The following is a 25469-nucleotide window of genomic DNA, read 5'->3' as shown; positions in this document are numbered from 1 at the left end:
AAAAAAAGGGCTTAAATTAGCGAGAACGTTGCCGAAATAACCGGGTAAAAGCACTGATTTCACTCATTATTTGCATATTTGCGTTTACGTACCAACAGATTGAACCACGATAGTTATGCCAGCACACGTCACCATTAAGGACATCGCCCGAATGCTGAATATTTCGATTTCAACGGTCTCACGCGCATTGCGCGATGCCCACGACGTCAATCCGGAAACGCGTGAGAAAGTGCTGCAATTGGCCAAGGAACTGGACTATAAACCCAACTTCAATGCTTCGGGATTAGCAGGCGGTGGAACGCGTAACATTGGGATTATCCTGCCTTTCATCACCAATTATTATTTTTCAATGGTAATTACGGGCATTCAGGAGATGGCCTATGCAAAGGGATATAATATCGTACTTTATGTAACCAACGATTCGCCTGAACGGGAATTAGACGTCGTCAAAAATCTGAATACGCAGAATCTGGATGGGGTATTGGTATCCGTTTGTTCCGATTCTGCTGCGAATTGCAATTTTGAACGCATCATTGGTGAAGGGACACCGGTAGTTTTTTTCGATCGCGTATTGGGCGGCGTGGATGCATCCAGAGTCGTTCAGGACGATTACAACGGCGCATTTGAGGCTGTTGAACACTTGATCCAGCAGGGATTCACCCGCATTGCACATGTAGCTGGTCCTGCAGATCTGGATTTTACGAAAAATCGATTGGCGGGTTATTTGGATGCGTTGGAGAAGCATGATATGCCGGCCAATCCCAAATGGATTATCCATTCGGGATTTTCACAGGCACATGGAGAAGCTGATTTGACATCCCTGTTTGATCAAGCGGAGCGACCCGATGCGGTTTTTGCTGTAAATGATCGCAAAGCTATTGGTGTGATGCAAGCACTCAGGGCACGTGACGTAGCCATTGGTCGGGATTTTGGTGTCATTGGATTCACGAATGATCCCATGTCGACCATCATCTCACCTACACTTTCTACTGTGGCAGAACCCGCTTATGAGGTCGGAAAGTTGAGTTGTGAGCTTTTACTGCAGCATATCGTACGGAAATCTAATTTTCAACCTCGCGAGATTGTCTTGCCCGGAATGTTAATTCCAAGAGAGTCCACACTGCGAACCCTACGTTAAAAAACTGTACCTTTGCTTTATGAAAGCCACTGTTTTAATAATACTCGGTATTTTCGTTGCACAGCTAGCGATGGGACAGAAAGCCCCAATAGTGTCCAAGACCGAATTTTCGGAAAAAGCATTACAGCAACCGTTGTTCGGATTAGATGGCCAGCAAAAATCCGCCGGCGAGATCTTGCGCGCGAACAAAGGGAAAACGGTGTTGCTATACATTTGGGCAACCTGGTGCCCCGATTGTATCAAAGGATTTCCCGAACTGCATGCGCTTCAAAAAGCCAACCCCGATGTCCATACCGTATTTTTTTCACTTGATCGGCAGGAGCAACCGTGGAAAGACGGGATTAAAAAGTTCCACCTCGAGGGTGAGCATTATTGGTTTAAAACCGATTGGAAAAACGATTTTACCAATGACATAGAGCTGAATTGGATCCCGCGTTACCTGATCATCGGTCCGGACGGACATATCGCGAAATATTATTCAATTAAAGCTGATGATCCGGTATTACAGGAAGCGATCGATACGTCGCGATAACGATACGATACGCTACTGTATTTCATACGAATCTATCCTTTGCTTCTCAGGCAAATGATTCAAATGTGGCATTTCACCATTTCGGTATTCTTTGTAAAGCCTTGGTATAGTAACGGACATTAATTTTTGATAGGGTTCTTTGTAACATGGCATGTTAGTTTTTTGGTAATAGTCTTTGTGTAAATTCGGGAAAACGAATAAAAGCGGTAATCCATAAGATAATCTGAATAATCACAGCAATGACTATCGGTTCGTGATGTTCAAGATGCGTAACAATTGCCCCACCCATATACGCAACCAGCAAAAGTGTACCCAATACGCCGGTCCTTGGAATGATAAATAAGATCAAGCAAAAGAGCTCGATAAAGCCGACATACATAAACGTCGTAGCACTCATTCCGTACGCGATGATTTCGGTCCCGGTTTGTGTGAATTTCATAAAGGCACTCTTCGTGAACAGCAGTGCTAATAAAATGGTTAATACCCAACCGGTGATTTTTATTGCTTTTTGTGACATACATTTATTCGTTTAATTTCCATGCAAATCTTCAAATAAATACTATATATTTGTTATTTGTTACAAAAAGGATAGTACTTACAAAAAGAATAGTGAGCAATGGAACATACGCTGGAAAGCTGCGCTAAGGCGAAAATGGCGATACGGGATACGTTAGATATAGTAGGCGGGAAGTGGAAATTGGTGTTGATTACCGTTTTAAGAAGTGGAAAGAAGGGATTTAACGAATTGTCGCGAGAGGCGGGCATTTCGCCCCGTATTTTATCCAAGGAATTGCACGAATTGGAAATGAACGGATTAGTTAGCCGGAACGTCCGCAACACCAAGCCGATTACGGTTCAGTATGAACTAACCGAATACAGTCAAACTTTGGAGGAAGTATTGGGCGCTATGGAAAGATGGGGTTACCACCACAGGCAGAAAATTATAATGGGCGGGTGAAACTTGTCAGTAGTAATTTGCACGTTATGACTTCAGGTACTCGCATTTCCCATCAGAAGATCATCATAATCCATTGGCCCTTGCCGTGATTTCGGCAATATCCAACACGTGCACATCGTGTTCTTTTTCCTTGATCTTCACCCCATCGCGCAGCATGGTCATGCAGAAGGGGCAAGCAGCTGCAATAATTTCAGGCTGGGTTTCGAGGGCTTCCTCGGTGCGTTCGATGTTGATATCTTTTTTTCCTTTTTCGGGCTCTTTAAACATTTGCGCACCGCCGGCACCGCAGCACAGGCCGTTGCTGCGGCAACGTTTCATTTCTACCAGCTCGGCGTCGAGACATTCCAATGCCTTGCGCGGCGCTTCGTATACGTCGTTGCCGCGCCCTAAATAGCAGGGGTCGTGGTAGGTAATGCGCCGTCCCTTGAAGGATTCACCCCCTTCGGCCTTAAGTTTGCCTTCATCGATCAACTGTTGGATAAGTTGGGTATGATGAATGACCTCGTAATGGCCACCCAGATCAGGGTATTCGTTTTTCAGCGTATTGAAACAATGCGGGCACGCGGTAACGATTTTCTTTACTTCGTATCCATCAAGGATTTGAATATTCATCATTGCCTGCATCTGGAACAGAAATTCATTGCCCGCCCGTTTTGCAGGATCGCCCGTGCAGTTTTCTTCAGTGCCTAAGATCGCATACCTGATACCCACATGGTGCAGGATTTTGCAAATGTCGCGAGTAATGCGTTGAGCACGCTCGTCAAAGCTACCCGCACAACCCACCCAAAAGAGGATGTCGGCCGTCTCACCCCTAGCCACCAGTTCGGCCATCGTCGGTATGTGTAGTTCGTTCATTTTTTTAAAATTGAAAGTTCATTTTCAATTTTCAATTCCCCTCCATTTACCATTAATTAATCATCAACCCAATTTGCCCGATCCGCCTGCGCGTATTTCCAGGGCGCACCGTTATTCTCCACATTGCCAAACATCGCATTGAGCGGGATGGGGGCCTGTGATTCTTCCATGACCGCATAGCGCCGTAGTTCGACGATGATTTCCAGCGGATTGATGTTTACGGGGCATGCCTCCACGCAGGCATTGCAGGTGGTACATGCCCAAATTTCTTCGCGGGTAATGTAGTTGTCCAGCAGCGACTTGCCATCATCCTTATCTTCTTTGTTCTTCCGGATATTGTCCCCCACCTCTACCATCCGGTCGCGGGTGTCCATCATGATCTTACGTGGGGAAAGCAGCTTGCCTGTGATGTTTGCCGGGCATACCGATGTGCACCGACCGCATTCGGTACAGGTGTACGCTTCTAATAGGTTTTTCCAAGTAAGGTCCTGTATATCTTTCGCGCCGAAACGAAGGGGAGCTGCCGTGGTTTCCAGAGTATACGAAGGATCAAGCATGGCCTTGACCTCATTGGTCACACTGTCCATATTCGTAAAGCGCCCTTTGGGATGCAGGTTTGAAAAATACGTGTTGGGAAAAGCCAGGAGAATATGCAGGTGCTTGGAATAGGGGAGGTAATTGAGAAATATCAATACTCCGATGATGTGGAACCACCAGGAAAAACGTTCGATGCCGATGAGCGATGGAATGCTGTCGGGTAATGCAGAGAGCAACCAACTGCTTATGGGAAATGCACCCGCCTGCGTATAGTGTGGGGCGCCCAATAATTGCAGTTTATGGTCGGCCGCATTCATGGTTAGAAAGGCAGCCATCAACAAGATTTCGGCGGTAAGAATCAGGTTGGCATCGGTACGGGGCCAGGGAGTCATCTCTATGCCGAAAAAGCGCCGGACACGGGTGATGTTGCGCCGGGTGAGGAAAATTACACAGCCCACCAGAACACTCAACGCCAGCCATTCAAATGCACCGATTAAAAAGGAGTAAAAGCCACCCAAACCCGAAAAAGCTCGGTGAGTACCAAACAGGCCATCGATGACGATTTCGAGCATCTCTAGGTTGATGATGCAAAATCCCAGGTAAACAAATAAATGAAGAAGTGCCGCAAAAGGACGTTTGAACATTTTTTTTTGCCCGAATGCTACCAACAACATCGTTTGCAACCGCTTGCCCGTTTGATCGGCGCGTTGCTCACTTCTACCCAGCCGGATGTTTTGAATGATCTTCCGGGCATTGAATATGGCCAATGCCAACGCAGCTACGAATAAGACTGCGAAGATCAGTTGGCTTATTACCGGTGGCGTCATGTTACGAAATTACGGAATTAAAAATACTATGCAAGCATAATAAATTATTTAGATGGATTTTAAAAATTGGCTCGATTTGGCTTGTATCACACAATCTTTATTAGGTTTATACGTTATAATTACTGAAACAATGCAAAAGATGTATTGACGGCCAATTTTGCCAAAACCAATAAACGCGCCTGAATTTAGAAGGTCAATATCGCTTTTAAAAAAATATATTTTTCTATTTTTGGAGCCAACGCAATTTAATTATGTCAAATACTCATATTAAACCAAGCGAGCAACCCACACATACCAAACTCAGTTTTGACGATTTCAAAGCAATTGTCATAGCGGATTACCGGGTAGCAGCGGAAAGCAGGTTCGTGAGTTTATTGGGCCGGAAGGAAGTGCTTACCGGTAAAGCCAAATTTGGCGTATTCGGCGATGGTAAGGAATTGGCGCAAATTGCGATGGCCAAGGTATTCCAATTAGGCGATTGGCGCTCAGGTTATTACCGCGATCAGACGTTTATGTTTGCCGCAGGTATATTCACGGTTTATCAGTTTTTTTCCCAATTATATGCGCATCCAGACGTAGAGGCAGACCCGTCTTCTGCCGGAAGACAGATGAACAGCCATTTCGCTACGCGGATGCTGACACCGGAAGGGCGGTGGGTGGACCAGACATTGATGAAAAACTCGGCGTCGGATATCTCCACTACCGGGGGACAGATGCCACGGTTATTGGGTTTTGGACTTGCTTCCAAATTGTATCGAAACAATCCCGAATTGGCGGAATTGAACCAGTTCTCAAATGGTGGAAACGAAGTGGCATTTGGTACCGTGGGCAATGCCTCTACTTCTGAAGGCGTCTTTCTGGAGGCGGTAAATGCTGCCGGCGTAAAGCAGATACCTACCGTTATCTCGATCTGGGACGATGGATATGGGATCTCCGTACCCAATGAAATCCAGACGACTAAAGCAGATATTTCCGAAGTACTCAAGGGATTTCAGCGCGATGAAAACGGCGAAGGTTTTGAAATCTTCAAAGTGAAAGGCTGGGATTATCCAGGGCTTTGTGAAACGTATGAACGGGCAGCGACCATCAGCCGGGAGCAGCATATCCCTGTATTGATTCATGTGACGGAAATGACTCAACCACTGGGGCATTCTTCGTCTGGATCTCATGAACGGTATAAATCGAAGGAGCGCCTTGCCTGGGAGAAGGACTTTGATTGCGTTGCCAAAATGCGTGCCTGGATGATCGAATCGAGCATTGCAGAAGAAAGTGAGCTGGCCGAGATTGAGCGCGGCGTGAAAGAGCATGTACGTGCCGAGCAACGACGCGCATGGGCGGATTATAACCGGGCGCTCAAAAAGGACGTTACGGAAGCCATCCAATTGATGGCGGCCATTCCGGATGAGACGGTGCAAACACTGCTCAATGAACTGAAATCCATTACGGAACCTTCCCTCAAGGAAGTATATAGTACCGTTAGACGGGTAATCCGTTTGCTGCGACATGTGCAGCACGAAGAAAAGAAGGCGTTGCTTTCCTGGTATGAAAAAAAGCAACAGGTCAATCACGATCGGTACAATTCCCACCTGTTTACGGATACGGTGGAGTCGCCAAAGCAAATTCCCATCGTAAAGGCCGACTACGGTACAGATAGTAAGACCGTAGACGGCCGGGAAGTGCTGAACGCGTGTTTCGATGCGAATTTTGCACGTGACCCTAAACTGGTCGCTTTCGGTGAGGATGTAGGCAAGATCGGTGATGTAAACCAAGGATTTGCAGGCCTGCAAGCGAAGTACGGTGAAGACCGTATCTTTGATACGGGCATCCGGGAGTCGGCTATTATCGGGCAGGGAATGGGATTGGCTATGCGGGGCCTACGGCCGATTGCGGAAATCCAGTACATTGATTACCTGGTATATGGCTTAACGGTGCTGACCGATGATTTGGCAAGCCTCAGCTACCGAACTAAAGGTGGGCAGAAAGCGCCGCTGATCATTCGTACCCGTGGTCACCGGCTGGAAGGAATCTGGCATTCCGGATCGCCCATGAGTATGATCCTGGGGTCGATGCGTGGTATTCACGTTTGTGTACCCCGTAACATGACACAGGCGGCGGGCATGTATAATACACTGCTACGGTCGGACGAGCCGGCGCTCGTCGTCGAGTGCCTCAACGGCTATCGGCTCAAGGAGCGCATGCCGGTCAATGTGGGCGAATTTACCGTGCCGTTGGGTCGGGCTGAAATCGTGCGGGAAGGTCGTGACGTGACCGTGGTCTCGTATGGTTCGACGTTGCGGGTGGTGCAGGAAGCATCTGCAGAATTGGAGAACCTTGGCATTTCCATCGAAATCGTGGATCCTCAAACCTTGCAGCCGTTTGATGAGGAACATCTTTGTGCACAGTCCCTCAGTAAAACCAGCAAATTGCTGGTCGTGGATGAGGATGTGCCCGGAGGGGCCTCGGCATTTATTCTACAGCAGATTTTGGAAGTCCAGAACGGATACTATCACTTGGATGGCCAGCCGCGGACACTATCCGCAAAAGCACACCGACCACCGTATGGTTCAGATGGAGACTATTTTTCCAAACCATCGGCCGACGATGTGATCGAAGCCGTTTATGCCATCATGCACGAGGCTAATCCGAAAAATTATCCCCGACTGTTCGATTAGTGGCCCGATGAAGCTACGGCATCGGCAGGTTTTACCAGCGGCAGATACTTGGCATATCCTTCTTTCTCCATATCTTCTTTTGGAATGAAACGAAGCGAAGCGCTGTTGATGCAATAGCGTAAGCCACCTTTCTCCTTAGGCCCGTCGTTGAATACGTGGCCCAAGTGGGCGTCGCCCGTCTTGCTGCGTACCTCGGTGCGGCGCATGCCAAACGAATTGTCCTGTAATTCGTCAATCAGCGAGTCGTTGATCGGCTTGGAGAAACTCGGCCATCCGCAACCCGATTCGAATTTGTCGGTCGATACAAAAAGTGGCTCCCCGGTCGTGATGTCCACATAGATACCTTCACGGAACTCGTCGTTATATTCGTTTTCGAACGGTCTTTCGGTGGCGTTTTCCTGCGTCACGGCATATTGTTGTGGCGTGAGTGTTTTCCGGAGCGTTGCGGCGTCCGGTTTTGTATAGGTCTGCGTAGCATCGGTTTCCTTCTTTACATTTGCTTTCCTGGCCAATTCGAACAGCGCTGGACTGATGTGGCAATACCCATTGGGGTTTTTATCCAAGTAGTCTTGGTGGTAATCTTCGGCGGTATAGAAATTTTCCAATGGAGTAACCTCCACTACGATCGGTTGCGCGTATTGCTTGGCAACCGTTGCTATTGCGTGTTTGATCAATGGAAGCTGCTCGTCCTGCGTATAATAAATACCCGTCCGGTATTGAGTACCCCGGTCGTTGCCTTGTTTGTTGAGGCTGGTTGGGTCAATGGTTTTGAAATACAGATCAAGCAGGAGATTTAAATCAACGGTCTCGGGATCATACGTTACCTTTACCGTTTCAGCAAATCCCGTGTTATTCTGTACGACTTGTTGATACGTAGGATTTTCAATGTGCCCGTTGGCGTATCCTACTTCCGTGGTGCTTACCCCTTGTATTTGCTTGAAGAAATGTTCCGTTCCCCAGAAGCAGCCTCCGGCAAAATAAATGATTGCTGAGCCTGCCGTTGTTTTTTCGTTATTCATGACGTTATTGTTTTTGTTGGAATGTTTACTGCCGCTTACCACACGATAAACGGCACTGCCCATCAGCGCGAATCCGATCAGGCACACCACCGATGTAATCACTATCTTTTTCATGGCTATCACAATTTACCCCGCTTAGCCGTTCTAGCGGGTATTACCTAAATAACAAATTTACTGAATTTTTGGTTTAGGTGTTGATAGCTTTGTGCAATAGCTGATTACATCGGTTGTAAAATGACAGTGTCATTACAACCGATGTAGTGAAGAAATCGGGTGTTTTGCGGGTACCGCAAATCAGCGTTACGATGCAAATAACGCCGCTGCACCAATCAGCGCGGCATCTTCACCCAATTGACTGATGTGGATGTCAAACTGCGCAAATGCTTCCGGGTTGAACCCTTTAAAAATGTCCCACGCCCGTGAGATGTTGCCACCGATAATAAATTTATCCGTTTTTTCCTTTTGGCTGAAAAATGTGAGAAATTGAAGCAGGTGATGGCTGTATTCGGCTAGGATGTCTTCCACGAAGGCATGCTGACCGCGCAGTTGGAGAAGTTCACGCAGGCCGGTAACGTTTACATCATGTTGGGCCGTACGGCGGACGAACCAGCGGGTAACAAGATGCTCCTCCATGTTGCTGTCGAGGTAAGGGGTTTTCCACAGATCTGCATCCACGGCATTGTTCCCTTTTTCCCAGACCGCACTTCCGAGGCCTGTACCCAGCGTGATGCCCAGCATTTTTGCATGACCATTGTGCTTTCCGGCAAATACCTCGCCCTGAAGGAACGCCGCAGCATCGTTGATAAAGCGGATATTCATGCCGTCCACGCCGATGCGTTCCGCTAATTCCCGGCGGATATCCATGCCATAGAGGTTGTCGTATTTATCTTGATCCCGCATGCGTGAAATGCCATTTTCATAATCAAAGGGCCCGGGCATGGCGATGCCGATCACCGGGGAGACAAGGGTAGGGTGGCTGGCGATTACTTCCTTGAACGGAGCAGCCCAAGCTGATAAAATCGATTTAGCATCGGCATGCGAATTAACCGACTGTCGTGTCGTTGATTCATTGCTTACCTGCCATTGACAGATATCGACTAAGGCAGCAGTTATGTGGGTGCCCCCGATATCGGAAGCGATGACAAGCGGATTATCTTGTTGGGTCATATAGTTGGTTTTTGAGTAAATGATCGGCTATAACCAGTGCAGCCATGGCTTCTACGATGACAACGGCACGCGGTACCACGCAGGGGTCATGTCGGCCTTTGCCGGTGATTTCCGTGCTTTCTCCGGCTTCGTTGATGGTTTGCTGTGCACGCATGAGGGTGGCTACGGGCTTGAAGGCCACGCGGAATGTGATATCCATTCCATTGGAAATACCCCCTTGGATACCTCCCGAAAAGTTGGTCAGCGTTTTCAGATTATTTGCGTCCCCGTCGGGATTAACAAATACGTCGTTGTGTTCCGAACCTTGCATTTGCGATCCGGCGAACCCCGATCCATATTCAAATCCATGGACTGCGTTGATGCTCATCATGGCTTTTGCCAGATCGGCATGGAGCTTATCGAATACCGGTTCACCCAAACCTACGGGTACCTGTTGGATGGTTGCACTGATGCGGCCGCCTACGGTGTCTCCAGCTTTGCGGATCGCATCAATGAAAGCAATCATTTCATGGGCTGTGGCAGGGTCGGCACAGCGCACAATGTTGCTTTCTCGGAGGGCGGTCAGCTCATCGATGTCGTGCGTTGCCAGGTTGGGTGCTTCAATCTTGCCGACACCGGAGACATGGGCAAAGACATGGATACCGAATTGTGCAAGAAAACTTTTTGCTATAGCTCCCGCGGCTACGCGTGCCGCGGTCTCCCGTGCCGAAGAGCGTCCACCGCCGCGGTAATCGCGGATGCCGTACTTCATTTGATAGGTATAGTCGGCATGAGAGGGGCGGTATTTATCCGCGATATGCGAGTAGTCCTTCGAACGTTGGTCTTCATTGGGAATGACCATTGCTAAAGGCGTGCCCGTGGATTTGCCTTCAAATACACCGGAAAGGATTTTAGCCGTATCGCTTTCCTTCCGTTGCGTGGTAATCTTGGATTGACCCGGGCGGCGCTTGTCCAGTTCGGATTGGATAAACGCCTCGTCGATGGTGATATTTGGCGGACACCCATCGATAATCACGCCAATTGCCTCACCATGCGATTCGCCAAAGGTTGTGATACGGAATACATCCCCAAAAGAGTTCCCAGCCATTTTTAGATATGAGACATTAGATATGAGACATTAGACATTAAATATCAGACTTTCGGTCTTTTAACAGGCGGCTAAGTTATAACAAATCCGTGTTGTTTCAAATGTTTCCAGAAATCGGGATAAGATTTTTCCACCACATTGGGTTCGTTGACCTGTATTCCATCAAACACTAACGCGAGCGGAGCAAAGGCCATCGCCATCCGGTGATCTTCATACGTATCGAAAGACAACTGCTCAGGTTGTCTTAATTCTGCGGTCCGCAGGTGATACACGGATCCATCTTCTACAAGCTTCACACCGAACTTGCCAAGTTCATTTTGCAGGGCAGCGATCCGGTCGGTTTCCTTGATTTTAAGAGTGTGTAAACCGGTAAACGACAGATCCCGCCGCAGGGCTGCTGCACAGACGATGACCGTCTGGGCGAGATCCGGACATTCTTTGAAATCAAGTAGCGTGACTCCGGTGGGCTGGTGGCCTGCTATCTTCCGGATGGATAATCCACCATCGGTAAAAGACGATGTGATACCGAAATGTGCCATGATGTTTACGATGGCCGCATCACCCTGTAAGCTCTGGCTTTTCAGGTTCGGAAGAAATAAATCGGCGGCTGCGCTTAATGCTGCCATCGCATACCAGTAAGATGCCGCGCTCCAATCAGGTTCAACGACGATGCGGGTAGCGTGCGCCCGTTGTGGGGCGATGTAAATGGTATCTCCTTGCCAGTCGTGCTGGATGCCCGCCTCGCCCAGCATATCGAGGGTCATAACGAGGTAGGGGCGGGATGTAAGCTCGCCTTCAATCTGCAGGCGCAAGCCATTGGGTAGGGTAGGAGCAATAAGCAATAAGGCCGACAGGTATTGGCTGCTTACATCGCCTTTTACAGTAACCGCATCCGTGGCCTGATTAAATCCGCCGTTTATTGCCAGTGGTGGATATCCGGTTTGTCCGGTAAATTCAACGTGGGCACCCAACGTTCGCAGTGCGTCCACCAAAATACCGATGGGGCGCTGTTTCATCCGCTCGCTTCCTGTAAGGAGGTAACGTCCGTTGGTGGTTGGAAGGTAGGCAGTTAAAAACCGCATGGCAGTACCGGCGGGGCCTACGTCGATTACGGTAGTTCCATCCCCGCCTGTAGTATGTACAATTGCGCGCAGTGCCTGTTTCAGCGTTTCGGTATCGGCGGCCGACGAGAGGTTGCCTACTTCCACCAAGCCGCCGCCCCAAGCCTGGATGATCAATGCCCGGTTGCTTTCACTTTTTGACCCCGTCAGTTCAACGGCTCCCTTGAGCGTTTTCGTAGGGTGCGAAAGTCTAATGGCGTTATTTTCCATTAGGCCTCCGCTACCGGTTTGCTGTTCATGATTTCATTTTGTTTCCGAATGGACTCGTTGTGGACAAGCTCCAATAATTTTACGACAAAGTCTTTATCCAGCTTGAGCGCCTGCGCCACGTTGCTGCGTTTGTGGATGATCTCGTCCCATCGGTTTACCTGGAGAATCGTCACGTTATTATCGCGTTTATACTCACCGATTTTTTCAACGATTTTCATGCGGTCGCTCAATATTTTAATGATCTGGTCGTCCAGCTTGTCGATGTCTTTACGCAGTTCGGCCAGTTTGTCCTCGAATACTGGGTCGTCCGATTTGGCGTGGCGGTATGTCAGGTTGCTCAACAGATCAGACAGTGCCTGTGGAGTTACTTGTTGTTTGGCATCAGTCCACGCTACAGAAGGATCGATGTGTGATTCCACGATAAGTCCTTGCATGTCCATGTCGAATGCTTTTTGCGCAATGTACGGAATGAGTTCACGGTTGCCGCAGATATGGCTCGGATCGTTGATAACGGGCAATTCAGGCACCAACGTCTTCAACTGGATAGCAATGTCCCACATCGGCTCGTTGCGGAATGCCGTTTTCTCATACGAAGAGAATCCCCGGTGAATAGCCGCCAATTTTTTAATGCCGGCACGATTCACGCGCTCCAAGGCGCCGAGCCATAGCGAAAGGTCTGGATTTACCGGATTTTTGATAAGTACGGGAACATCCACGCCTTTCAATGCATCGGCAATTTCCTGCACCGTGAAGGGGTTGGCGGTAGAGCGTGCACCGATCCAAAGAATATCGACACCTGCCGCCAATGCTTCTTCAACGTGCTTTGCAGTGGCCACCTCGGTGGAGATGGGCAACCCGGTTTCTTCTTTGGCTCTGCGGTACCATTGCAGCCCGATGCTACCGATGCCTTCAAACTCGCCCGGACGCGTACGGGGTTTCCAGATGCCTGCGCGCAGTACGTTCACCTTGCCTGTATTCGCAAGCAAATGTGCAGTAGCGACCAATTGTTCCTCGGTTTCGGCGCTACAGGGCCCTGCGATGATCAAGGGGGCGTCGCCGGTGTCAAACCACGATTTTAAGGGTACGATGTCTAATGTCTGTTTCATTGTATTATTTGTTTTTGCTTGTTTGTTTTTTTGCGTTTTTTAAACCTTTTCATTCTTCACATATTCGCCCATGATGTTGAAATTGTTGGTGTGCTTAAGTACTTGGCGGATCGCTGCGTCATAGTCCGCTTGGTCTTTCCATTCCACATCCACGTAGAAATCGTATTCATTGCGCTTGCCGAGTACGGGCATGGATTGTATTTTACTGAGGTTAATGTTCTGCTCAGCGAAACACCGGAGCACCGTGGATAACGATCCCACGCCATTTCCCGTCTGGAAAGAAATCGAAGCCTTATTCACTTTCGCCTTTACTTTTTCTTCGGGTTTATCCGTCAGAATAAGAAAACGGGTGTAATTTTTCTTATTGGTTTCAATGCGGCGTTCTAGGATTTCCAGTCCATATAATTTTGCTGCGAGCTGGGGAGCGATGGCTGCGGTATCTTTCAGTTGGAGCTCACTCACCCGTTGTGCGCTTGCAGCGGTATCCTCGGCTTCGGTTACCTTGAATTGGGGATTTTCTTCCAGGTAGTCGTTGCATTGCTGTAGGGCAATCGGGTGGGATTGAATAAATTTGATGTCTTGCAGTGAAACACCCGGCAACGCCATCAGATGCAGCTTGATGTGCAGGTATACTTCCCCGACAATCGGGAATCGGTAATCCCGAAGCAAGGCATAGTTGGGAATTAAGCTGCCTGCAATCGAATTTTCGATCGCCATCACCACATAATCGACCTTGCCCTGTTTCAGCAACTCGCAAGTCTTTTTGAAGGACTCGCATTCGACAGTTTCGATCGCTTCGCCGAAATATTTGTAGGCCGCTTCCTCGTGGAACGAACCTTTAACGCCTTGTATGGCTACTTTTGTGCTCATATATCATTGTAAAGGACAAAAAAAAGTCCCGGCTTTTCTTGCCGGGACTTTTTTACATTTATATCTTCTCGTTATTAATGCATATCAATCCCGGCTCTCACTGCTAAAGTAAAAGAAACCAAAAAACCAGTATGCATTGTTTCGCGTTAACATCATTTTTTTTGATGTGCCAAATGTACGTGATTTTTTTAAATTGTCAATAGAAAAAATAAAAAAAAGCGCATCAGGAAGAGATGGGAATTTCCTATTTTGCAATCTGTTACTATGATACGGATATATAACGTACTAGCATCGCTCGCTTTTTTGTTCTATATACTGCCAGTTCATGCTCAATCGGGGCATCTTGTTGCCCATGCGGCTTTTGCGGAAAAAATATACCTGCAGCTGGATGCTGACGTATATACGACCGAAGACACGATCTGGTTTAAGGCTGTGGTTGCTGAGTCGGCGGACCATCGGCCCAGTGCCCTCAGTGGCGTGCTTCATGTGGAACTAATCGGGCCGGATGAGCAGGTCATGGATCGCAAACGTATCAAATTGACCGGGGGTGTCGGATCGGGTGGTCTCAAACTTGAGAAATCATACAAACAGGGTGACTACCTGATGCGGGCTTATACGGAGTGGAACAGGAACTTTGGTCCGGATTTCATGTTTCAAAGGTATGTGAAAATAGTTCCCACCAACGGAGAGGTTGGCCGCAATCCCATGACGGGGTTACACCGGGTCGAACGGGAACCCGGAAGGTACGCGCTGCAGGCCCAGCTAAATCCCACGTTAATCGATCCGGAACACAAGAAGCAGCTTACGGTGTACCTAACGGTTGACGGAAAGAAAGACACACTTTCGGTAAAAGGCGCACGTAATGGGTATTACCCGTTTGATTATGCATTGCCTAAAGGCGCAAAAATAGCCACGTTGAATATGGAAACACAACGTGGAATCCGGTACACCAAAACCCTTGCGTTGCAGGATAGTGTGTTGGATCTGCAATTTTTTGCCGAAAGTGGGGAATTGGTGCAAGGGTCGACCAGTAAGGTAGGTTTTAAGGCACTCAACGGTTTGGGCCGGAGTGTGGCTGTCTCAGGGGTTATCATGGACAGTCGCGGCAATACCGTAGCGCCGTTTACGACCAATCACTTGGGGATGGGAAGTTTCACGTTGACCGCCGATAGCGGCGTTTCGTATTATGCGGTTCTGGATTCATCATCCGGAAGAAACAGTGTGCATCGCTATCCGCTTCCTGAGGTAATGGTTGCCGGTCGGGTACTTTCCATCACCAAAACAGGCGACGAAATCGGTGTGTCCGTTTATTCCAACCGAGCCGAAAATGATAGCCTGTTTGTTCAGGTAAGTTGCCGCGGTGTGTTACATTACCTCATTCGGGCATCGTTGAAAAATCATCGGATAGCTACATCCTTGCCGGTTGCCGATCTTCCCGAGGGCATCTTGGCATTCACATTGATGGATAAGCATATGCAGCCATTGGCCGAAAGGCTCTTTTTTAATCAGCGACCGGAAACCAGACTGCATATCGACGTATCGACGGATCGGGCCGAGTATCGGAAACGGAATAAAGCGGATCTTTCGATACAGGTGACCGGGAGCGATGGAAAAGCGGTGGATGCCAACGTCTCCGTTTTGGTCATGAATAGGGACCACATAGGGAACGCAAGGGCCTTGCGGGAAAACCTGCTTTCGCGCCTATTACTGTCGTCGGAACTGCGTGGCAACATCGAAGAACCGGGTTATTATTTCCAGGAAGCGGGCGATGCGCCAATTGCCGATCTGGATGCGTTGATGCTTACCCAAGGATGGCGAAGGTACCGTTACGATAAGCCCCCGCAAGATACGTTTCTCTTTCCAAATGAACCCTATCCGTATGTCAGCGGGCAGGTAGGCGGCGTTTTTTCCAAAAAGGCGCAGGCGGGAATCGGTCTTACGTTGATGACATTCGGCGAAAAGCAATCCATAACCGCTCAAAATACGGATAGCTTGGGACACTTCTATTTCGGATTGGCCGATGAATATACCGATTCCTTGGATGTGTTGATTCAAAGCGCTAATAGGGCAGGAAAAAACCGGAACTACACGCTATCGCTGGATGAACGGAAGCCTCCGGCGATCGTCTATGACCAGGGTCGGTCCGTTGAACGGATCGACAGTGTTGTTTCCTACGTGGTCCAAAAACGGCAGGAACGGGCGCAGCGGGAGTATTCCTATCGGCTTGCGGCCGGTGAAATCCTATTGGATGAAGTGCTGGTGGAACGCTGGGCGCTCAGCCCTCAGCAGCAAAAGGTGTTCGACCGGTATGGGGAGTCTGACGTGGTGATTTCGGGCAAAGCGATTCAGGACAAGGAAGAAAAATGGTCGTACGGGTTATATAGTGTGCTGCTGTTCAATTTCCCAAACGATTTACGTATTGACCGTGTTGGAGATCATGGCGGTTACCTCCGTGCGAGCATCATCGGAGGCGAGGCCACTTTGGTCGTTGTAGATGGCATTCCCGTGCCGGGGCATAGTTATGAAATCATTCCGAATATCCCACCCAGCGAAGTGAAGAGTGTGGAGCTCATCCGTTTCGCCAAGCATTTCAGCCAGCTGTACCAGGAAGTGTATCCGGAAGCTTCTCCGCTAAAAATACCACCCGTCGGTAGCGTGATTGCCATTTATACACATGCGGGAAAGGGCGTTTATGCCGTTCGCAAACCCACGGGCCTTTTACAGGCTACGGTGCCCGTGTATTCGCCTACCATCGAGTTTTATGCCCCGCGTTACGAATCGCCCGCAGAAGCCGCGTCGGCAAGGCCCGATTTACGTACGCTGATCCATTGGGCGCCGGAATTAACCACAGGCGATAGCGGAACGGTCAAAACCTCATACTATCATTCGGATGCGACCGGTGAAACTATTGTTGTGGTAGAGGCCCTGTCATTGGATGGAGAAATCGGTTATAAGGAGCTGGTGTATGAAGTGGACAACTGAATTGCTTTCATTACTCATGATAGCGGATTTCATACGTGAAATTCGACTTCAAACCATCCCCGTGGTATTCCACGGACGTTTCCGCCACCTTTCGGGCGCCCAATTTCTCAACAGCCTTCTGGGAGCGGAAGTTGGTACTTCCCACCTGAAAATATATGGTATCCACGTATTGAAACGCATGTGCCAACATCAACTTTTTCACAGAAGGGTTAAACCCTATACCCCAATAGTGCACCGCATAGAAGGTATAGCCGATGAATATACTCCGGTTTTGGACATTGTAATCATAGAATCGGGTGCTTCCGGCTAGGGCTCCGGTGGCTTTGTCGATGATTTTAAAAGCACTTCGGCTTTCGATGGCGCTTTCAAAGAAAATGCGGAAGACTTCCGCTTTCCACCGATCGGTCTGCGGATGTTGTTCCCAGATCCGTGGGTCGGATGCCACGGTGTACAGGGCATCGAAGTCCGATTCGTGCAATGGCAGCAGGAGGACACGCTCGTTTTCCAGTTGGATAGGAGTAATAAATTGTTGATTCATGCGGATGAAATTTGCCATGAGAAGAAGCTGTGGGTGTTATTTCAACGTCTGGTGGATATAGTGAGCAAGGTCCTGCTCTGCGCCGACCGCGCTTCCCTCCAGTTGCCGGATGATACGTGTGCGTTCGGCGACCGTTTTATTCTGGCTGAGTTTCCGCTGGCCCCGGAGCTCCGTCACTTCCAGGGTAAAAGCTACCAAACCGTTCAGCATACCCATTTTGAAGCGGTTGGACAGAGAAGCCCATTGGTGTAGGTAATCTGGTTCGTAAAAGCGGATCATCTTTTCCAGCAGTGTCAGCTTGGTATCGACATCGCGTTCGATCCGACATTTGCCGTACGCATGGACGGCGATATAGTCCCAAGTCGGCACACTTTCCCGCTTGTCGTAATGGCGGGGTGAGATATAGGCGTGCGGTTCACAGAAAATGATGAGGGAAGGATTTGCTTCGATGTATTGTGTCTGGTCATTGCCAGCCGCAAAGTGTGAACTTAAGATAAGCTTTCTGCCTTTTTCTTCCACCACAAAGGGTAAGTGCGTTGCCAGGGGCTGATTACCGGCTACCGTAACCATCGCCGCGAATGGATAGCGCCGCATGAAATCGATTTTCTCTGCAGGGTTATCAAACTGGAAACTCTTAGGGATATACATGCATTCAATTTTTCTTTTCCTATACAAAATTACCGTCTGATTGGACTATCTTTATCATCCAATGCTGATAAAATGGGTAGTCCAATTTTACATTCGCTATTTTCGGGGATAAGCCTCCGACCCCAATCGGAGAAGGCAGTATATCTGCAACTGGCAGAGGCCATCGCCGTGTTCATCCAACGAGGTCATATACCAGCTGGGGGCCGATTGCCCAGTTCTCGTGAGCTGGCGGGCATTCTCCAGTTGAATCGCCTGACAGTCACCAAGGCGTTTCAGGAATTGGAGATGCAAGGGTGGTTAGAAAGTCATGTTGGCAAGGGTACATTTGTAGCTGTTAACTCACCTCAACTGAAACCGCGGGCTTTGGGTCAAAAGACCATGGAACCAAATGGCAAACACAGGGCAGGTTTTGAAATCAGAAATGCAAGTTACCTGCACCACGGGGTCGCCCCGGTGACGACAAGGCTGCACCTCGACGACGGCTTCTCGGACCCCTCGCTCGCACCTTTGAAGGAACTTTATCGGGCTTACCGTGCGCAATTGGATCGGGGCGATTTATATCGACGATTCGGTAGCTATGGTTTCGCCAATGGCTCCGAACGTTTTCTTGATTCGATGGCCCGATACCTCAACTTGACACGCGGACTGAACATCTCCGCGCGAAATGTGCTGTCGGTGCGCGGCACGGTCATGGGCATCAATTTAGTCTGCAATGGCCTTGTCCAGCCCGGGGATGCGGTTGTGGCGGGTATACCTGGCTGGCGACGGGCGGAGGCTAATTTTCAGCATGCAGGAGCACAACTCTTGGGAATCCCGATAGATGATGAGGGTATACAGGTGGATGCGCTGGAGCAGCTTTGCCGGTCTACCAAGGTGCGCTTGGTATATGTAACTCCGCATCACCATTATCCGACCACGGTGTCTTTGTCGATGGATCGGCGGCTGCATCTGTTGGATTTGTCGCGACGGTATGGGTTCATCATTTTCGAAGATGATTACGATTTCGATTACCATTACAAGCATAAACCGTTACTCCCACTGGCCAGTGCCGATCAGGAGGGAATGGTAATCTATTGTGGTTCATTCAGTAAAATATTTTCGCCCGCCTTTCGCCTGGGGTATCTGGTTGCTTCCGAAAATGTCATTGAACACCTCGCGCGCGTACGGACCTTGCTCGATCGGCAGGGGGATCACATTTTGGAGCGCGCCATGGCCGAACTGCTGGACGATGGGACCATCCAACGCAGCCTGCGGAAGGCCCTGGCCGTATATCATGAACGCAGGGATTATTTCTGCGGCTTGTTGACAGCGGAGTTGGCCGGTCGGGTGGAGTTCGACATCCCCGAAGGCGGGTTGACCGTATGGACGCGATTTGATAGGCGCATCGATCTTTCTCGCCTGGCCGCCGAAGCCCGTAAAAAAGGGCTGTATATTTCGGATGGAATGCCACATCGGTATCCGTCCTTTGATACACAAGCGATCCGGCTGGGATTTGCGTCATCGGGCAGGGATGCGTTAACGGAAAGTGTGGAGGTGTTGAGGAATATTTCAACTTTTTTCGTACCTTAGTTCCAAAACCCAAGCAGAATCCTTTTTCTTGTTAGCGAGCGGTTGCCCGGTTAATACGTGACCCACACCAGGTAGGTACCTGCTTCGCTATGAGCGAGAAGAGAAGCTGTAATGAGTCCGTGGTGAGACCGTGTTTTCAGCCAAAAAAGTCGGACTCACTACGGACTCATGTCGGACTCACCTTGGACTCACTCTAAACGAGGTAATACGAAAGCACGAGGGTTGTATCCAGTAGGTATAAAGGCAATGCGATCAAACGGGAGAACGGGTTGGTCTGAAATTGGTTGGGGAAACTAAGATAAATAAATTGAAAGATAATCTCAAGTTTTTCTGCTTATTTGGCAGGTATATGTAATTTAGCAGTTGTTCAGATAAGACCCGTATGAAAGAAAATACCAAGCACGTCATTGTCATCGGAGGAGGGTTTGCAGGAATCAATTTTGTTAAACATCTCGGGAAGGATAAGCGGTTTACCATCACGTTGGTAGATCGGAATAATTATCATTTTTTTCCACCATTGGTTTATCAGGTTGCCGCTGCATTCATTGAATCATCGAACATATCCTATCCGTTCCGCCGGTTGTTTCAGGAGAAATCCCATATCCGTTTTCACATGGGTGAGTTAAAACGTATTGACCCAACGGAAAAAAAGGTGGAAACCACTACGGGCACGCTTTCGTACGATTACCTCGTATTGGCAATGGGCACCGGAACCAATTATTTCGGCTTTGAAAACATCGCCAAGTATGCCATGCCCATGAAAACGCTTGATGACGCAATGAACCTGCGGAATCATATCTTGCTCCGCATGGAATGTGCGGTACGATCCACCGATCCGTCTGAACGCAACAAAGCGTTGAATATCGTGATTGCCGGAGGTGGACCTACCGGTGTGGAGTTGGCGGGGATCCTCGCCGAGATGGGCAGGGAGATCGTGGCCAAGGAATACCCGGAGTTGACCGATCTCAAGTCTCATTTGTATATTATCAATTCTGCACCTGTCTTATTGCCACCGATGAGTGAGAAGGCACAACAGGAGGCTTACACCGTGTTGAACAAGCTTGGTGCTAAAATTATACTCAACACCAAGGTGGTCGACTATGTTTCGGGCAATGTGAAGCTAAGCACCGGAGAAACTATCCCCACAGACACATTGATCTGGACATCCGGTGTGGTAGCCGTTCACGTGGAAGGACTTCCCGAAGGCGCCGTAGCGCGGGGAGGTCGGATTAACGTAGATGCCTATAACCAAGTGATGCATGCCGAATCGATCTTTGCGTTGGGCGATCAATGTTTGTTGACCGACGATAAAAACTATCCCGAGGGCCATCCCCAAGTAGCGCAGGTGGCGATTCAGCAGGGAAGTTTATTGGGTAGGAACTTATCGCGTCTGATTGAGGGCAAACCCATGAAGCCATTCGCCTATCGCAATAAAGGAACGATGGCCATTATTTCCAAGTACCGGGCGGTTGCTGACCTGCCCAAAGGGTTCCTCCGTGGATCCATCGCATGGGTCGGTTGGCTGTTTGTGCACATTATTCCACTGATCAGCTTCCGGAATAAATTCGTGCTTGCCATGAATTGGGCATGGTCGTTTGTGACCAATGATCCGACATTGCGACTGATCCTGCGTCCGAATAAGGAAGAAAAGGTGGCATCATCGAAGGACTGCAAGCAATAACGAAAGCCATCCCGCTACAAGCAGCAGTCCACCAAGAGGCGTTATCGGTCCAAGAAAGCGCCACTTTGTACCGAATGCGCCGCTCAGGCAAAGGCCATAAATGCTAAATGAAAACAAGATCGTGCCGCTGATGAATAACCAGGTGTAAGCTGCGGGGTCAATTAACCCGGCGGTTTGCGCAAAACCGGTTATCAACAATACCAGTGCATGGTAAAACTGGTATCGTACACCTGTTTCAAAACTGTCCTGTTGGTCTTCCGTGAATTTTTTCTTGAGGGCATGCGCTCCGAAAGCGCCGAGTATGACGGCCATTAGCCCGAAAATAATACCGAATAATTGAGCAAGCATCCTGTTCGTGTTTTGTGGTTCTTTTACTGTTTTGCCAACTGTCTGGAAGCGTGTGCGTATACGTGTTCATAAATTTTCATCAAATTCTTCTTGTCAAACATGCCAAATTGCAGCATATCGGGTGGTTCGATGAACAAATCGCACTTTGTCGCATTTTGTGCCACGGATTGACCGATGGCGAGGTGGATGACACGGTCGAGTGTCTTAACCGTAGTCAACTGATCGGATTTGATGTTGTCTGGAGCATTGACATGGACACCGATTAAGAAATTACATTGGTCGGTTAAGGGCTGGATGGGAAGATTGTCAAGTAACCCGCCATCGTAGTAGATCGCATGTTCGTGTTTGACAGCAGGGAATAGCAGCGGTACACTGGCCGACGCCAATAATGCCTCATCCAATGGGCCCGTATGGAAGTACTCCGTTTTACCCGACAGGAGATTCGTAGCCGTTACGTACAACGGCTTCTTAAGCGATTCAAACGTATTGTCGGGCATGTGTGTCCGAAGAAGACGCGAGAGGAAACGTGTGTTGACAAACCCCGAGGTACGTAGGCGAAGACTTGTGGTTGGAAAGAGATCGTTTTCCTGTACGATACGTAACATCTCATCTACCGTATAGCCCGCCGCGTAGAAAGCGCCGATGATCGCTCCGGCGCTACTGCCCGAAAGCACAGCTGGCTGGAATCCATGTTCTTCCAGGGCCTTGATTGCACCTAAATGACCGACTCCCCGCAGTCCGCCACCGGAAAGGGCAAGGCCCACTTTGCGGGGCTTTGTCCACCGCTTTATCCAATTGAAAGCCATGGCGTAAGGTTACGATTTTTTTCGCTAAGTTTGCCTTTATGATTGAAATACGCAATGTTTTGATAGCCATACTTCTCGTGAGCGTGCTATTTTCCTGCCAATCGCCACAGCAACAAAAGGGAATTCCGATGGTAGGTTTTGTCGAAGCTTTCGAAGATGCGACCATCGGCCAGGCCTATGAGGGTTTCATAGATGCGTTAAGCGACAGTGGATACAGCGAGCAGGACGGTACACTTGAAGTTATCCATCGCAATGCGCAGGGCGATGCGGCAACACTCAATCAGATTATCAGCTATTTTAACAGCCAGCAGGTACACCTCATTGGTACCAGCACTACACTGGCAACCATTGCCGCAGTACAGCGCAGTAAAGATATTCCGGTTTTTCAAACCGTGACTGCTATGCCTAGTATCCTGGGATTATTGAATGCCGCAGGGCAGCCGCCGATAAACCTTTTCGGAACCGGCGAAAACCTAAATTACATCGATACATCGTTTGCGGTCATCACCGAAATGGTAAAACCCCGGGGAGACCAGTTGACGGTTGGAATGATTTATAACCAATCGGAGCCTCAATCTGTGGAGGCTTATGAGCATATCGCCGAGCTTGCCGACAGCATGAACGCCCAATTGGTTGCACTACCGCTTAACTCATCCGCCGAAGCTCAATTGGTCGTACGTTCGCTGCTGACCAAACACATTGATGCTTTTTTTGCCAATCCAGACAATACGGTCTTTGCAGCCTTCGAAACGATATTGAAGAATTGCAATGACCAGGGCATACCGGTTTTTACCAGTGAATCCGGATTGGTGGCAAGGGGAGCCGTAGCCGCTTTTGGTGCAGATATCTACCAATGGGGGCATCAAAGCGGAGCGCAGGCAGCCCATTACCTCAAAAGTGGCTCAACCGAGGGCTTAAAGGTGGAGATGCTCAACGTACGGAAGCGGGTATACAATCCCGAAGCGGCCGAACGATTCGGATTTACCTTTCCCGGCACGTACGAGCCCATAACACCTGTTTCCAACTAATTCCGGATTGCAGCCCTTACCTGGGGGACGATCTTTGTACCGTAGACTTCGATGGATTTCATCATCATGCTGTGAGACGGAGCCCCTATGTCCATATGTGCGGCGAACCGGGTAAGTCCAAATAGTTCCTGCATGTGGAGGATTTTGTCGACCATTGCAGCGGGTTCCCCAATGAATAGTGCGCCGTGTTTGGATTTGCCAAAATCAAACTGCGTACGTTGGTAGGGAGGCCAGCCACGTGACCTACCGACCCGGTCCATCTGAGCAGCATATAGCGGGTAATAGGCTTTGCTCAATTCCGCATCATTATCGCCAAATAGGGCATGGGAATGAATGCCTACTTGAAACTGTGCGGGGTCATGTCCGCTCTCAAGGTACGTTTTTTTGTAGAGCTCAAAAAGTGGTTGAAATTGTGCAGGCGATCCGCCGATGATGGCAATCATCAACGGTAACCCGAGTTGCCCGGCGCGGACAACCGAAGCAGGAGTACCCCCGACAGCAATCCAAATAGCGAGCTTATCGCCTACTGCTCTTGGTAAAATTTCCTGGTCATTAAGGGCCGCCCTGAATTTTCCTTGCCAAGTGACACGTTCATTATTATTAATCGTTAGCAGTAAATCTAGCTTTTCAGCAAATAGTGCGTCGTAATCGTGCAGGTTATATCCAAACAGTGGAAAGGATTCAATAAAGCTGCCCCGACCGGCCATCAACTCGGCACGGCCTCCGGAAAGTTGATCAATCATCGCAAAGTTTTGATAGAGCTTTACCGGATCGGACGAACTCAATACGGATACTGCACTACCCAGTTTTATATTTTTCGTAACCGTGGCCGCCGCCGCCAGGACAATCTCAGGCGTGGGTACGGCGTAGTCGGGCCGATGGTGCTCGCCCATGCCGAAATAATCGAGTCCCACTTCATCCATCAATTTGATTTCCTCGATAATTTCGCTTAATCGCTGTCCGGCAGACTGAAATTTCCCGGTTGCTTTATCGATCTGTAGATCGCCAAACATACTAATGCCTAGTTCCATTTTTTCTCCTTGCTTGTTTAAACACAAATGTACGGAAGATGTTTGGGTTACGGCATTGACCTAGATTAAGAAATATCGGAAATAATATTTTTGCTACTTTTGTATCTTAACTCCGCGCGGTTTGACCCAGGAGGACGGTAGCCGATTATGAAACAACATTTGCGTACGCTTTCAGTCGTTTCGGACGAAAACCTGTTAATGGGAATGAAACAGGGTGATGGAGCTTCTTTTGCTGAATTGTACCGAAGATACAGCGGGCGGATCTATGGGAATATACTCAAATTAGTCAAGGAACAGCAAGCGGCGGAAGAACTTTTGCAAGACGTATTTGCCAAATTGTGGGAAAAACGGGAAACAATTTGCATCGAGACTTCTTTCCAATCGTATCTCTTTGTGGTTTCGAGAAATGCAGTCTATAATTTTATGCGGCATCTAGCAAAGGAACGGCGTTTACGCAATGAAGCCGCGCTGGTTTACTTATCAAGTTATCAACATGTAGAGGAACAGCTCCTGGAACGGGAGTTGCTAAGTGCTTACGAATCGTTGGTTCATGCACTTCCACCAAGACGACAGGATATTTATCGTTTGTGTAAGTGGGAAGGCAAGTCCTATGAAGAGGTCGGCGCAATGTTAGGTATTTCGGTGGCGACGATTAACGACCACATTGTGAAGGCAACCCATTTCATCAAGACCCAGTTGAGCCACATCTGCATCTTATTGCTGTTAGTTATTTATTAGG

General features: G+C 48.9%; 23 protein-coding genes. 9 read left to right on the top strand and 14 right to left on the bottom strand.

Annotated elements, in window-relative coordinates; all coding sequences use genetic code 11:
- The first annotated feature begins 115 nt into the window (after positions 1–115).
- Positions 116–1138 (top strand): LacI family DNA-binding transcriptional regulator, encoded by a 1023-nt coding sequence (locus BMZ56_RS03940; RefSeq protein ID WP_090624535.1) that lies wholly within the window; start codon positions 116–118, stop codon positions 1136–1138.
- 19 nt (positions 1139–1157) lie between these two features.
- Positions 1158–1670 carry a TlpA family protein disulfide reductase gene (locus BMZ56_RS03935; RefSeq protein WP_090624533.1) on the top strand — a complete coding sequence of 171 codons (513 nt, stop codon included), beginning with the start codon at positions 1158–1160 and terminating at the stop codon, positions 1668–1670.
- A 154-nt stretch (positions 1671–1824) separates the two neighbouring features.
- Here BMZ56_RS03935 and BMZ56_RS03930 read toward each other — a convergent pair whose 3' ends face one another.
- Positions 1825–2187, bottom strand: a complete 363-nt coding sequence (locus tag BMZ56_RS03930) for a DoxX family protein (RefSeq protein WP_090624531.1) — start codon at positions 2185–2187, stop codon at positions 1825–1827.
- 99 nt (positions 2188–2286) lie between these two features.
- Between BMZ56_RS03930 and BMZ56_RS03925 the strand changes: the two genes are divergently transcribed.
- Positions 2287–2628 (top strand): winged helix-turn-helix transcriptional regulator, encoded by a 342-nt coding sequence (locus BMZ56_RS03925; RefSeq protein ID WP_090624529.1) that lies wholly within the window; start codon positions 2287–2289, stop codon positions 2626–2628.
- A 63-nt stretch (positions 2629–2691) separates the two neighbouring features.
- Here BMZ56_RS03925 and BMZ56_RS03920 read toward each other — a convergent pair whose 3' ends face one another.
- Both BMZ56_RS03920 and BMZ56_RS03915 read right to left on the bottom strand, forming a co-directional pair.
- Positions 2692–3483: a (Fe-S)-binding protein gene (locus BMZ56_RS03920; protein ID WP_090624527.1), complete on the bottom strand. Its 792-nt coding sequence runs from the start codon at positions 3481–3483 to the stop codon at positions 2692–2694.
- Positions 3484–3539: 56 nt separating this feature from the next.
- Complete coding sequence (locus BMZ56_RS03915) at positions 3540–4847, bottom strand: 4Fe-4S dicluster domain-containing protein (protein WP_090624525.1); 1308 nt, start codon at positions 4845–4847, stop codon at positions 3540–3542.
- 251 nt (positions 4848–5098) lie between these two features.
- Here BMZ56_RS03915 and BMZ56_RS03910 point away from each other — a divergent pair, with 251 nt between their 5' ends.
- On the top strand, positions 5099–7519 hold the full coding sequence (locus tag BMZ56_RS03910) for an alpha-ketoacid dehydrogenase subunit alpha/beta (protein ID WP_090624523.1): 2421 nt from the start codon (positions 5099–5101) through the stop codon (positions 7517–7519).
- Here BMZ56_RS03910 and msrB read toward each other — a convergent pair.
- The 6 genes from msrB to BMZ56_RS03880 all read right to left on the bottom strand — a co-directional run bounded on the left by msrB (position 7516) and on the right by BMZ56_RS03880 (position 14099).
- Positions 7516–8652, bottom strand: a complete 1137-nt coding sequence (msrB, locus tag BMZ56_RS26230; protein ID WP_090624520.1) for a peptide-methionine (R)-S-oxide reductase MsrB — start codon at positions 8650–8652, stop codon at positions 7516–7518. The two genes, BMZ56_RS03910 and msrB, sit on opposite strands and share 4 nt — an antisense overlap.
- A gap of 186 nt (positions 8653–8838) precedes the next feature.
- A complete protein-coding gene (locus tag BMZ56_RS03900) occupies positions 8839–9705 on the bottom strand; it encodes an ROK family protein (RefSeq protein ID WP_090624517.1) in 867 nt (288 codons plus the stop codon).
- Positions 9689–10792 (bottom strand): chorismate synthase, encoded by a 1104-nt coding sequence (gene aroC, locus BMZ56_RS03895; RefSeq protein ID WP_090624515.1) that lies wholly within the window; start codon positions 10790–10792, stop codon positions 9689–9691. The genes BMZ56_RS03900 and aroC overlap by 17 nt, the downstream gene beginning before the upstream one ends.
- A 71-nt stretch (positions 10793–10863) precedes the next feature.
- Positions 10864–12123, bottom strand: a complete 1260-nt coding sequence (gene aroA, locus BMZ56_RS03890; RefSeq protein WP_090624513.1) for a 3-phosphoshikimate 1-carboxyvinyltransferase — start codon at positions 12121–12123, stop codon at positions 10864–10866.
- The gene (locus tag BMZ56_RS03885) at positions 12123–13229 is read right to left on the bottom strand and encodes a chorismate mutase (protein ID WP_090624511.1); all 1107 of its coding nucleotides are present in this window, start codon (positions 13227–13229) and stop codon (positions 12123–12125) included. The genes aroA and BMZ56_RS03885 overlap by 1 nt, the downstream gene beginning before the upstream one ends.
- A 39-nt stretch (positions 13230–13268) precedes the next feature.
- Positions 13269–14099: a prephenate dehydratase gene (locus BMZ56_RS03880; RefSeq protein WP_090624510.1), complete on the bottom strand. Its 831-nt coding sequence runs from the start codon at positions 14097–14099 to the stop codon at positions 13269–13271.
- Between the two features lie 264 nt (positions 14100–14363).
- Between BMZ56_RS03880 and BMZ56_RS03875 the strand changes: the two genes are divergently transcribed.
- Complete coding sequence (locus BMZ56_RS03875) at positions 14364–17081, top strand: alpha-2-macroglobulin family protein (RefSeq protein WP_090624508.1); 2718 nt, start codon at positions 14364–14366, stop codon at positions 17079–17081.
- 10 nt (positions 17082–17091) lie between these two features.
- Here BMZ56_RS03875 and BMZ56_RS03870 read toward each other — a convergent pair whose 3' ends face one another.
- On the bottom strand, positions 17092–17637 hold the full coding sequence (locus BMZ56_RS03870; protein WP_256213775.1) for a GNAT family N-acetyltransferase: 546 nt from the start codon (positions 17635–17637) through the stop codon (positions 17092–17094).
- Between the two features lie 18 nt (positions 17638–17655).
- A complete protein-coding gene (locus BMZ56_RS03865; protein ID WP_090624506.1) occupies positions 17656–18267 on the bottom strand; it encodes an FMN-binding negative transcriptional regulator in 612 nt (203 codons plus the stop codon).
- Between the two features lie 72 nt (positions 18268–18339).
- Between BMZ56_RS03865 and BMZ56_RS03860 the strand changes: the two genes are divergently transcribed.
- Both BMZ56_RS03860 and BMZ56_RS03855 read left to right on the top strand, forming a co-directional pair.
- Positions 18340–19836 (top strand): aminotransferase-like domain-containing protein, encoded by a 1497-nt coding sequence (locus BMZ56_RS03860; protein ID WP_090624504.1) that lies wholly within the window; start codon positions 18340–18342, stop codon positions 19834–19836.
- A 382-nt stretch (positions 19837–20218) separates the two neighbouring features.
- A complete protein-coding gene (locus BMZ56_RS03855; RefSeq protein ID WP_090624502.1) occupies positions 20219–21517 on the top strand; it encodes an NAD(P)/FAD-dependent oxidoreductase in 1299 nt (432 codons plus the stop codon).
- Here the strand turns inward: BMZ56_RS03855 and BMZ56_RS03850 are convergent.
- Positions 21494–21865, bottom strand: a complete 372-nt coding sequence (locus tag BMZ56_RS03850) for a DUF423 domain-containing protein (protein WP_090624500.1) — start codon at positions 21863–21865, stop codon at positions 21494–21496. The genes BMZ56_RS03855 and BMZ56_RS03850 overlap by 24 nt on opposite strands.
- Positions 21866–21888: 23 nt before the next feature.
- On the bottom strand, positions 21889–22671 hold the full coding sequence (locus BMZ56_RS03845) for a patatin-like phospholipase family protein (protein WP_090624498.1): 783 nt from the start codon (positions 22669–22671) through the stop codon (positions 21889–21891).
- 38 nt (positions 22672–22709) lie between these two features.
- Here BMZ56_RS03845 and BMZ56_RS03840 point away from each other — a divergent pair, with 38 nt between their 5' ends.
- Positions 22710–23699, top strand: a complete 990-nt coding sequence (locus BMZ56_RS03840; protein WP_090624497.1) for an ABC transporter substrate-binding protein — start codon at positions 22710–22712, stop codon at positions 23697–23699.
- Here the strand turns inward: BMZ56_RS03840 and BMZ56_RS03835 are convergent.
- A complete protein-coding gene (locus tag BMZ56_RS03835; protein WP_090624495.1) occupies positions 23696–24730 on the bottom strand; it encodes an LLM class flavin-dependent oxidoreductase in 1035 nt (344 codons plus the stop codon). The two genes, BMZ56_RS03840 and BMZ56_RS03835, sit on opposite strands and share 4 nt — an antisense overlap.
- 147 nt (positions 24731–24877) lie before the next feature.
- Here BMZ56_RS03835 and BMZ56_RS03830 point away from each other — a divergent pair, with 147 nt between their 5' ends.
- A complete protein-coding gene (locus tag BMZ56_RS03830) occupies positions 24878–25468 on the top strand; it encodes an RNA polymerase sigma factor (protein WP_090624493.1) in 591 nt (196 codons plus the stop codon).
- The last annotated feature ends 1 nt before the right edge of the window (position 25469 follow it).

It is taken from the genome of Parapedobacter indicus, from assembly GCF_900113765.1.
Taxonomy (GTDB): domain Bacteria; phylum Bacteroidota; class Bacteroidia; order Sphingobacteriales; family Sphingobacteriaceae; genus Parapedobacter; species Parapedobacter indicus.
Note: the sequence above shows the minus strand (reverse complement) of the source record. Positions and strands in the feature narration are given on the sequence as shown.

Coding starts and splice junctions, on each gene's coding strand:
- aroA (WP_090624513.1), bottom strand. CDS start 12,123: ATGGAAAATAACGCCATTAGACTTTCGCACCCTACGAAAACGCTCAAG.
- BMZ56_RS03900 (WP_090624517.1), bottom strand. CDS start 9,705: ATGACCCAACAAGATAATCCGCTTGTCATCGCTTCCGATATCGGGGGC.
- BMZ56_RS03840 (WP_090624497.1), top strand. CDS start 22,710: ATGATTGAAATACGCAATGTTTTGATAGCCATACTTCTCGTGAGCGTG.
- BMZ56_RS03910 (WP_090624523.1), top strand. CDS start 5,099: ATGTCAAATACTCATATTAAACCAAGCGAGCAACCCACACATACCAAA.
- BMZ56_RS03870 (WP_256213775.1), bottom strand. CDS start 17,637: ATGGCAAATTTCATCCGCATGAATCAACAATTTATTACTCCTATCCAA.
- BMZ56_RS03875 (WP_090624508.1), top strand. CDS start 14,364: ATGATACGGATATATAACGTACTAGCATCGCTCGCTTTTTTGTTCTAT.
- BMZ56_RS03935 (WP_090624533.1), top strand. CDS start 1,158: ATGAAAGCCACTGTTTTAATAATACTCGGTATTTTCGTTGCACAGCTA.
- BMZ56_RS03855 (WP_090624502.1), top strand. CDS start 20,219: ATGAAAGAAAATACCAAGCACGTCATTGTCATCGGAGGAGGGTTTGCA.
- BMZ56_RS03915 (WP_090624525.1), bottom strand. CDS start 4,847: ATGACGCCACCGGTAATAAGCCAACTGATCTTCGCAGTCTTATTCGTA.
- BMZ56_RS03885 (WP_090624511.1), bottom strand. CDS start 13,229: ATGAAACAGACATTAGACATCGTACCCTTAAAATCGTGGTTTGACACC.
- BMZ56_RS03925 (WP_090624529.1), top strand. CDS start 2,287: ATGGAACATACGCTGGAAAGCTGCGCTAAGGCGAAAATGGCGATACGG.
- BMZ56_RS03850 (WP_090624500.1), bottom strand. CDS start 21,865: ATGCTTGCTCAATTATTCGGTATTATTTTCGGGCTAATGGCCGTCATA.
- BMZ56_RS03830 (WP_090624493.1), top strand. CDS start 24,878: ATGAAACAACATTTGCGTACGCTTTCAGTCGTTTCGGACGAAAACCTG.
- BMZ56_RS03880 (WP_090624510.1), bottom strand. CDS start 14,099: ATGAGCACAAAAGTAGCCATACAAGGCGTTAAAGGTTCGTTCCACGAG.
- BMZ56_RS03920 (WP_090624527.1), bottom strand. CDS start 3,483: ATGAACGAACTACACATACCGACGATGGCCGAACTGGTGGCTAGGGGT.
- BMZ56_RS03930 (WP_090624531.1), bottom strand. CDS start 2,187: ATGTCACAAAAAGCAATAAAAATCACCGGTTGGGTATTAACCATTTTA.
- aroC (WP_090624515.1), bottom strand. CDS start 10,792: ATGGCTGGGAACTCTTTTGGGGATGTATTCCGTATCACAACCTTTGGC.
- msrB (WP_090624520.1), bottom strand. CDS start 8,652: ATGAAAAAGATAGTGATTACATCGGTGGTGTGCCTGATCGGATTCGCG.
- BMZ56_RS03865 (WP_090624506.1), bottom strand. CDS start 18,267: ATGTATATCCCTAAGAGTTTCCAGTTTGATAACCCTGCAGAGAAAATC.
- BMZ56_RS03845 (WP_090624498.1), bottom strand. CDS start 22,671: ATGGCTTTCAATTGGATAAAGCGGTGGACAAAGCCCCGCAAAGTGGGC.
- BMZ56_RS03860 (WP_090624504.1), top strand. CDS start 18,340: ATGGGTAGTCCAATTTTACATTCGCTATTTTCGGGGATAAGCCTCCGA.
- BMZ56_RS03835 (WP_090624495.1), bottom strand. CDS start 24,730: ATGGAACTAGGCATTAGTATGTTTGGCGATCTACAGATCGATAAAGCA.
- BMZ56_RS03940 (WP_090624535.1), top strand. CDS start 116: ATGCCAGCACACGTCACCATTAAGGACATCGCCCGAATGCTGAATATT.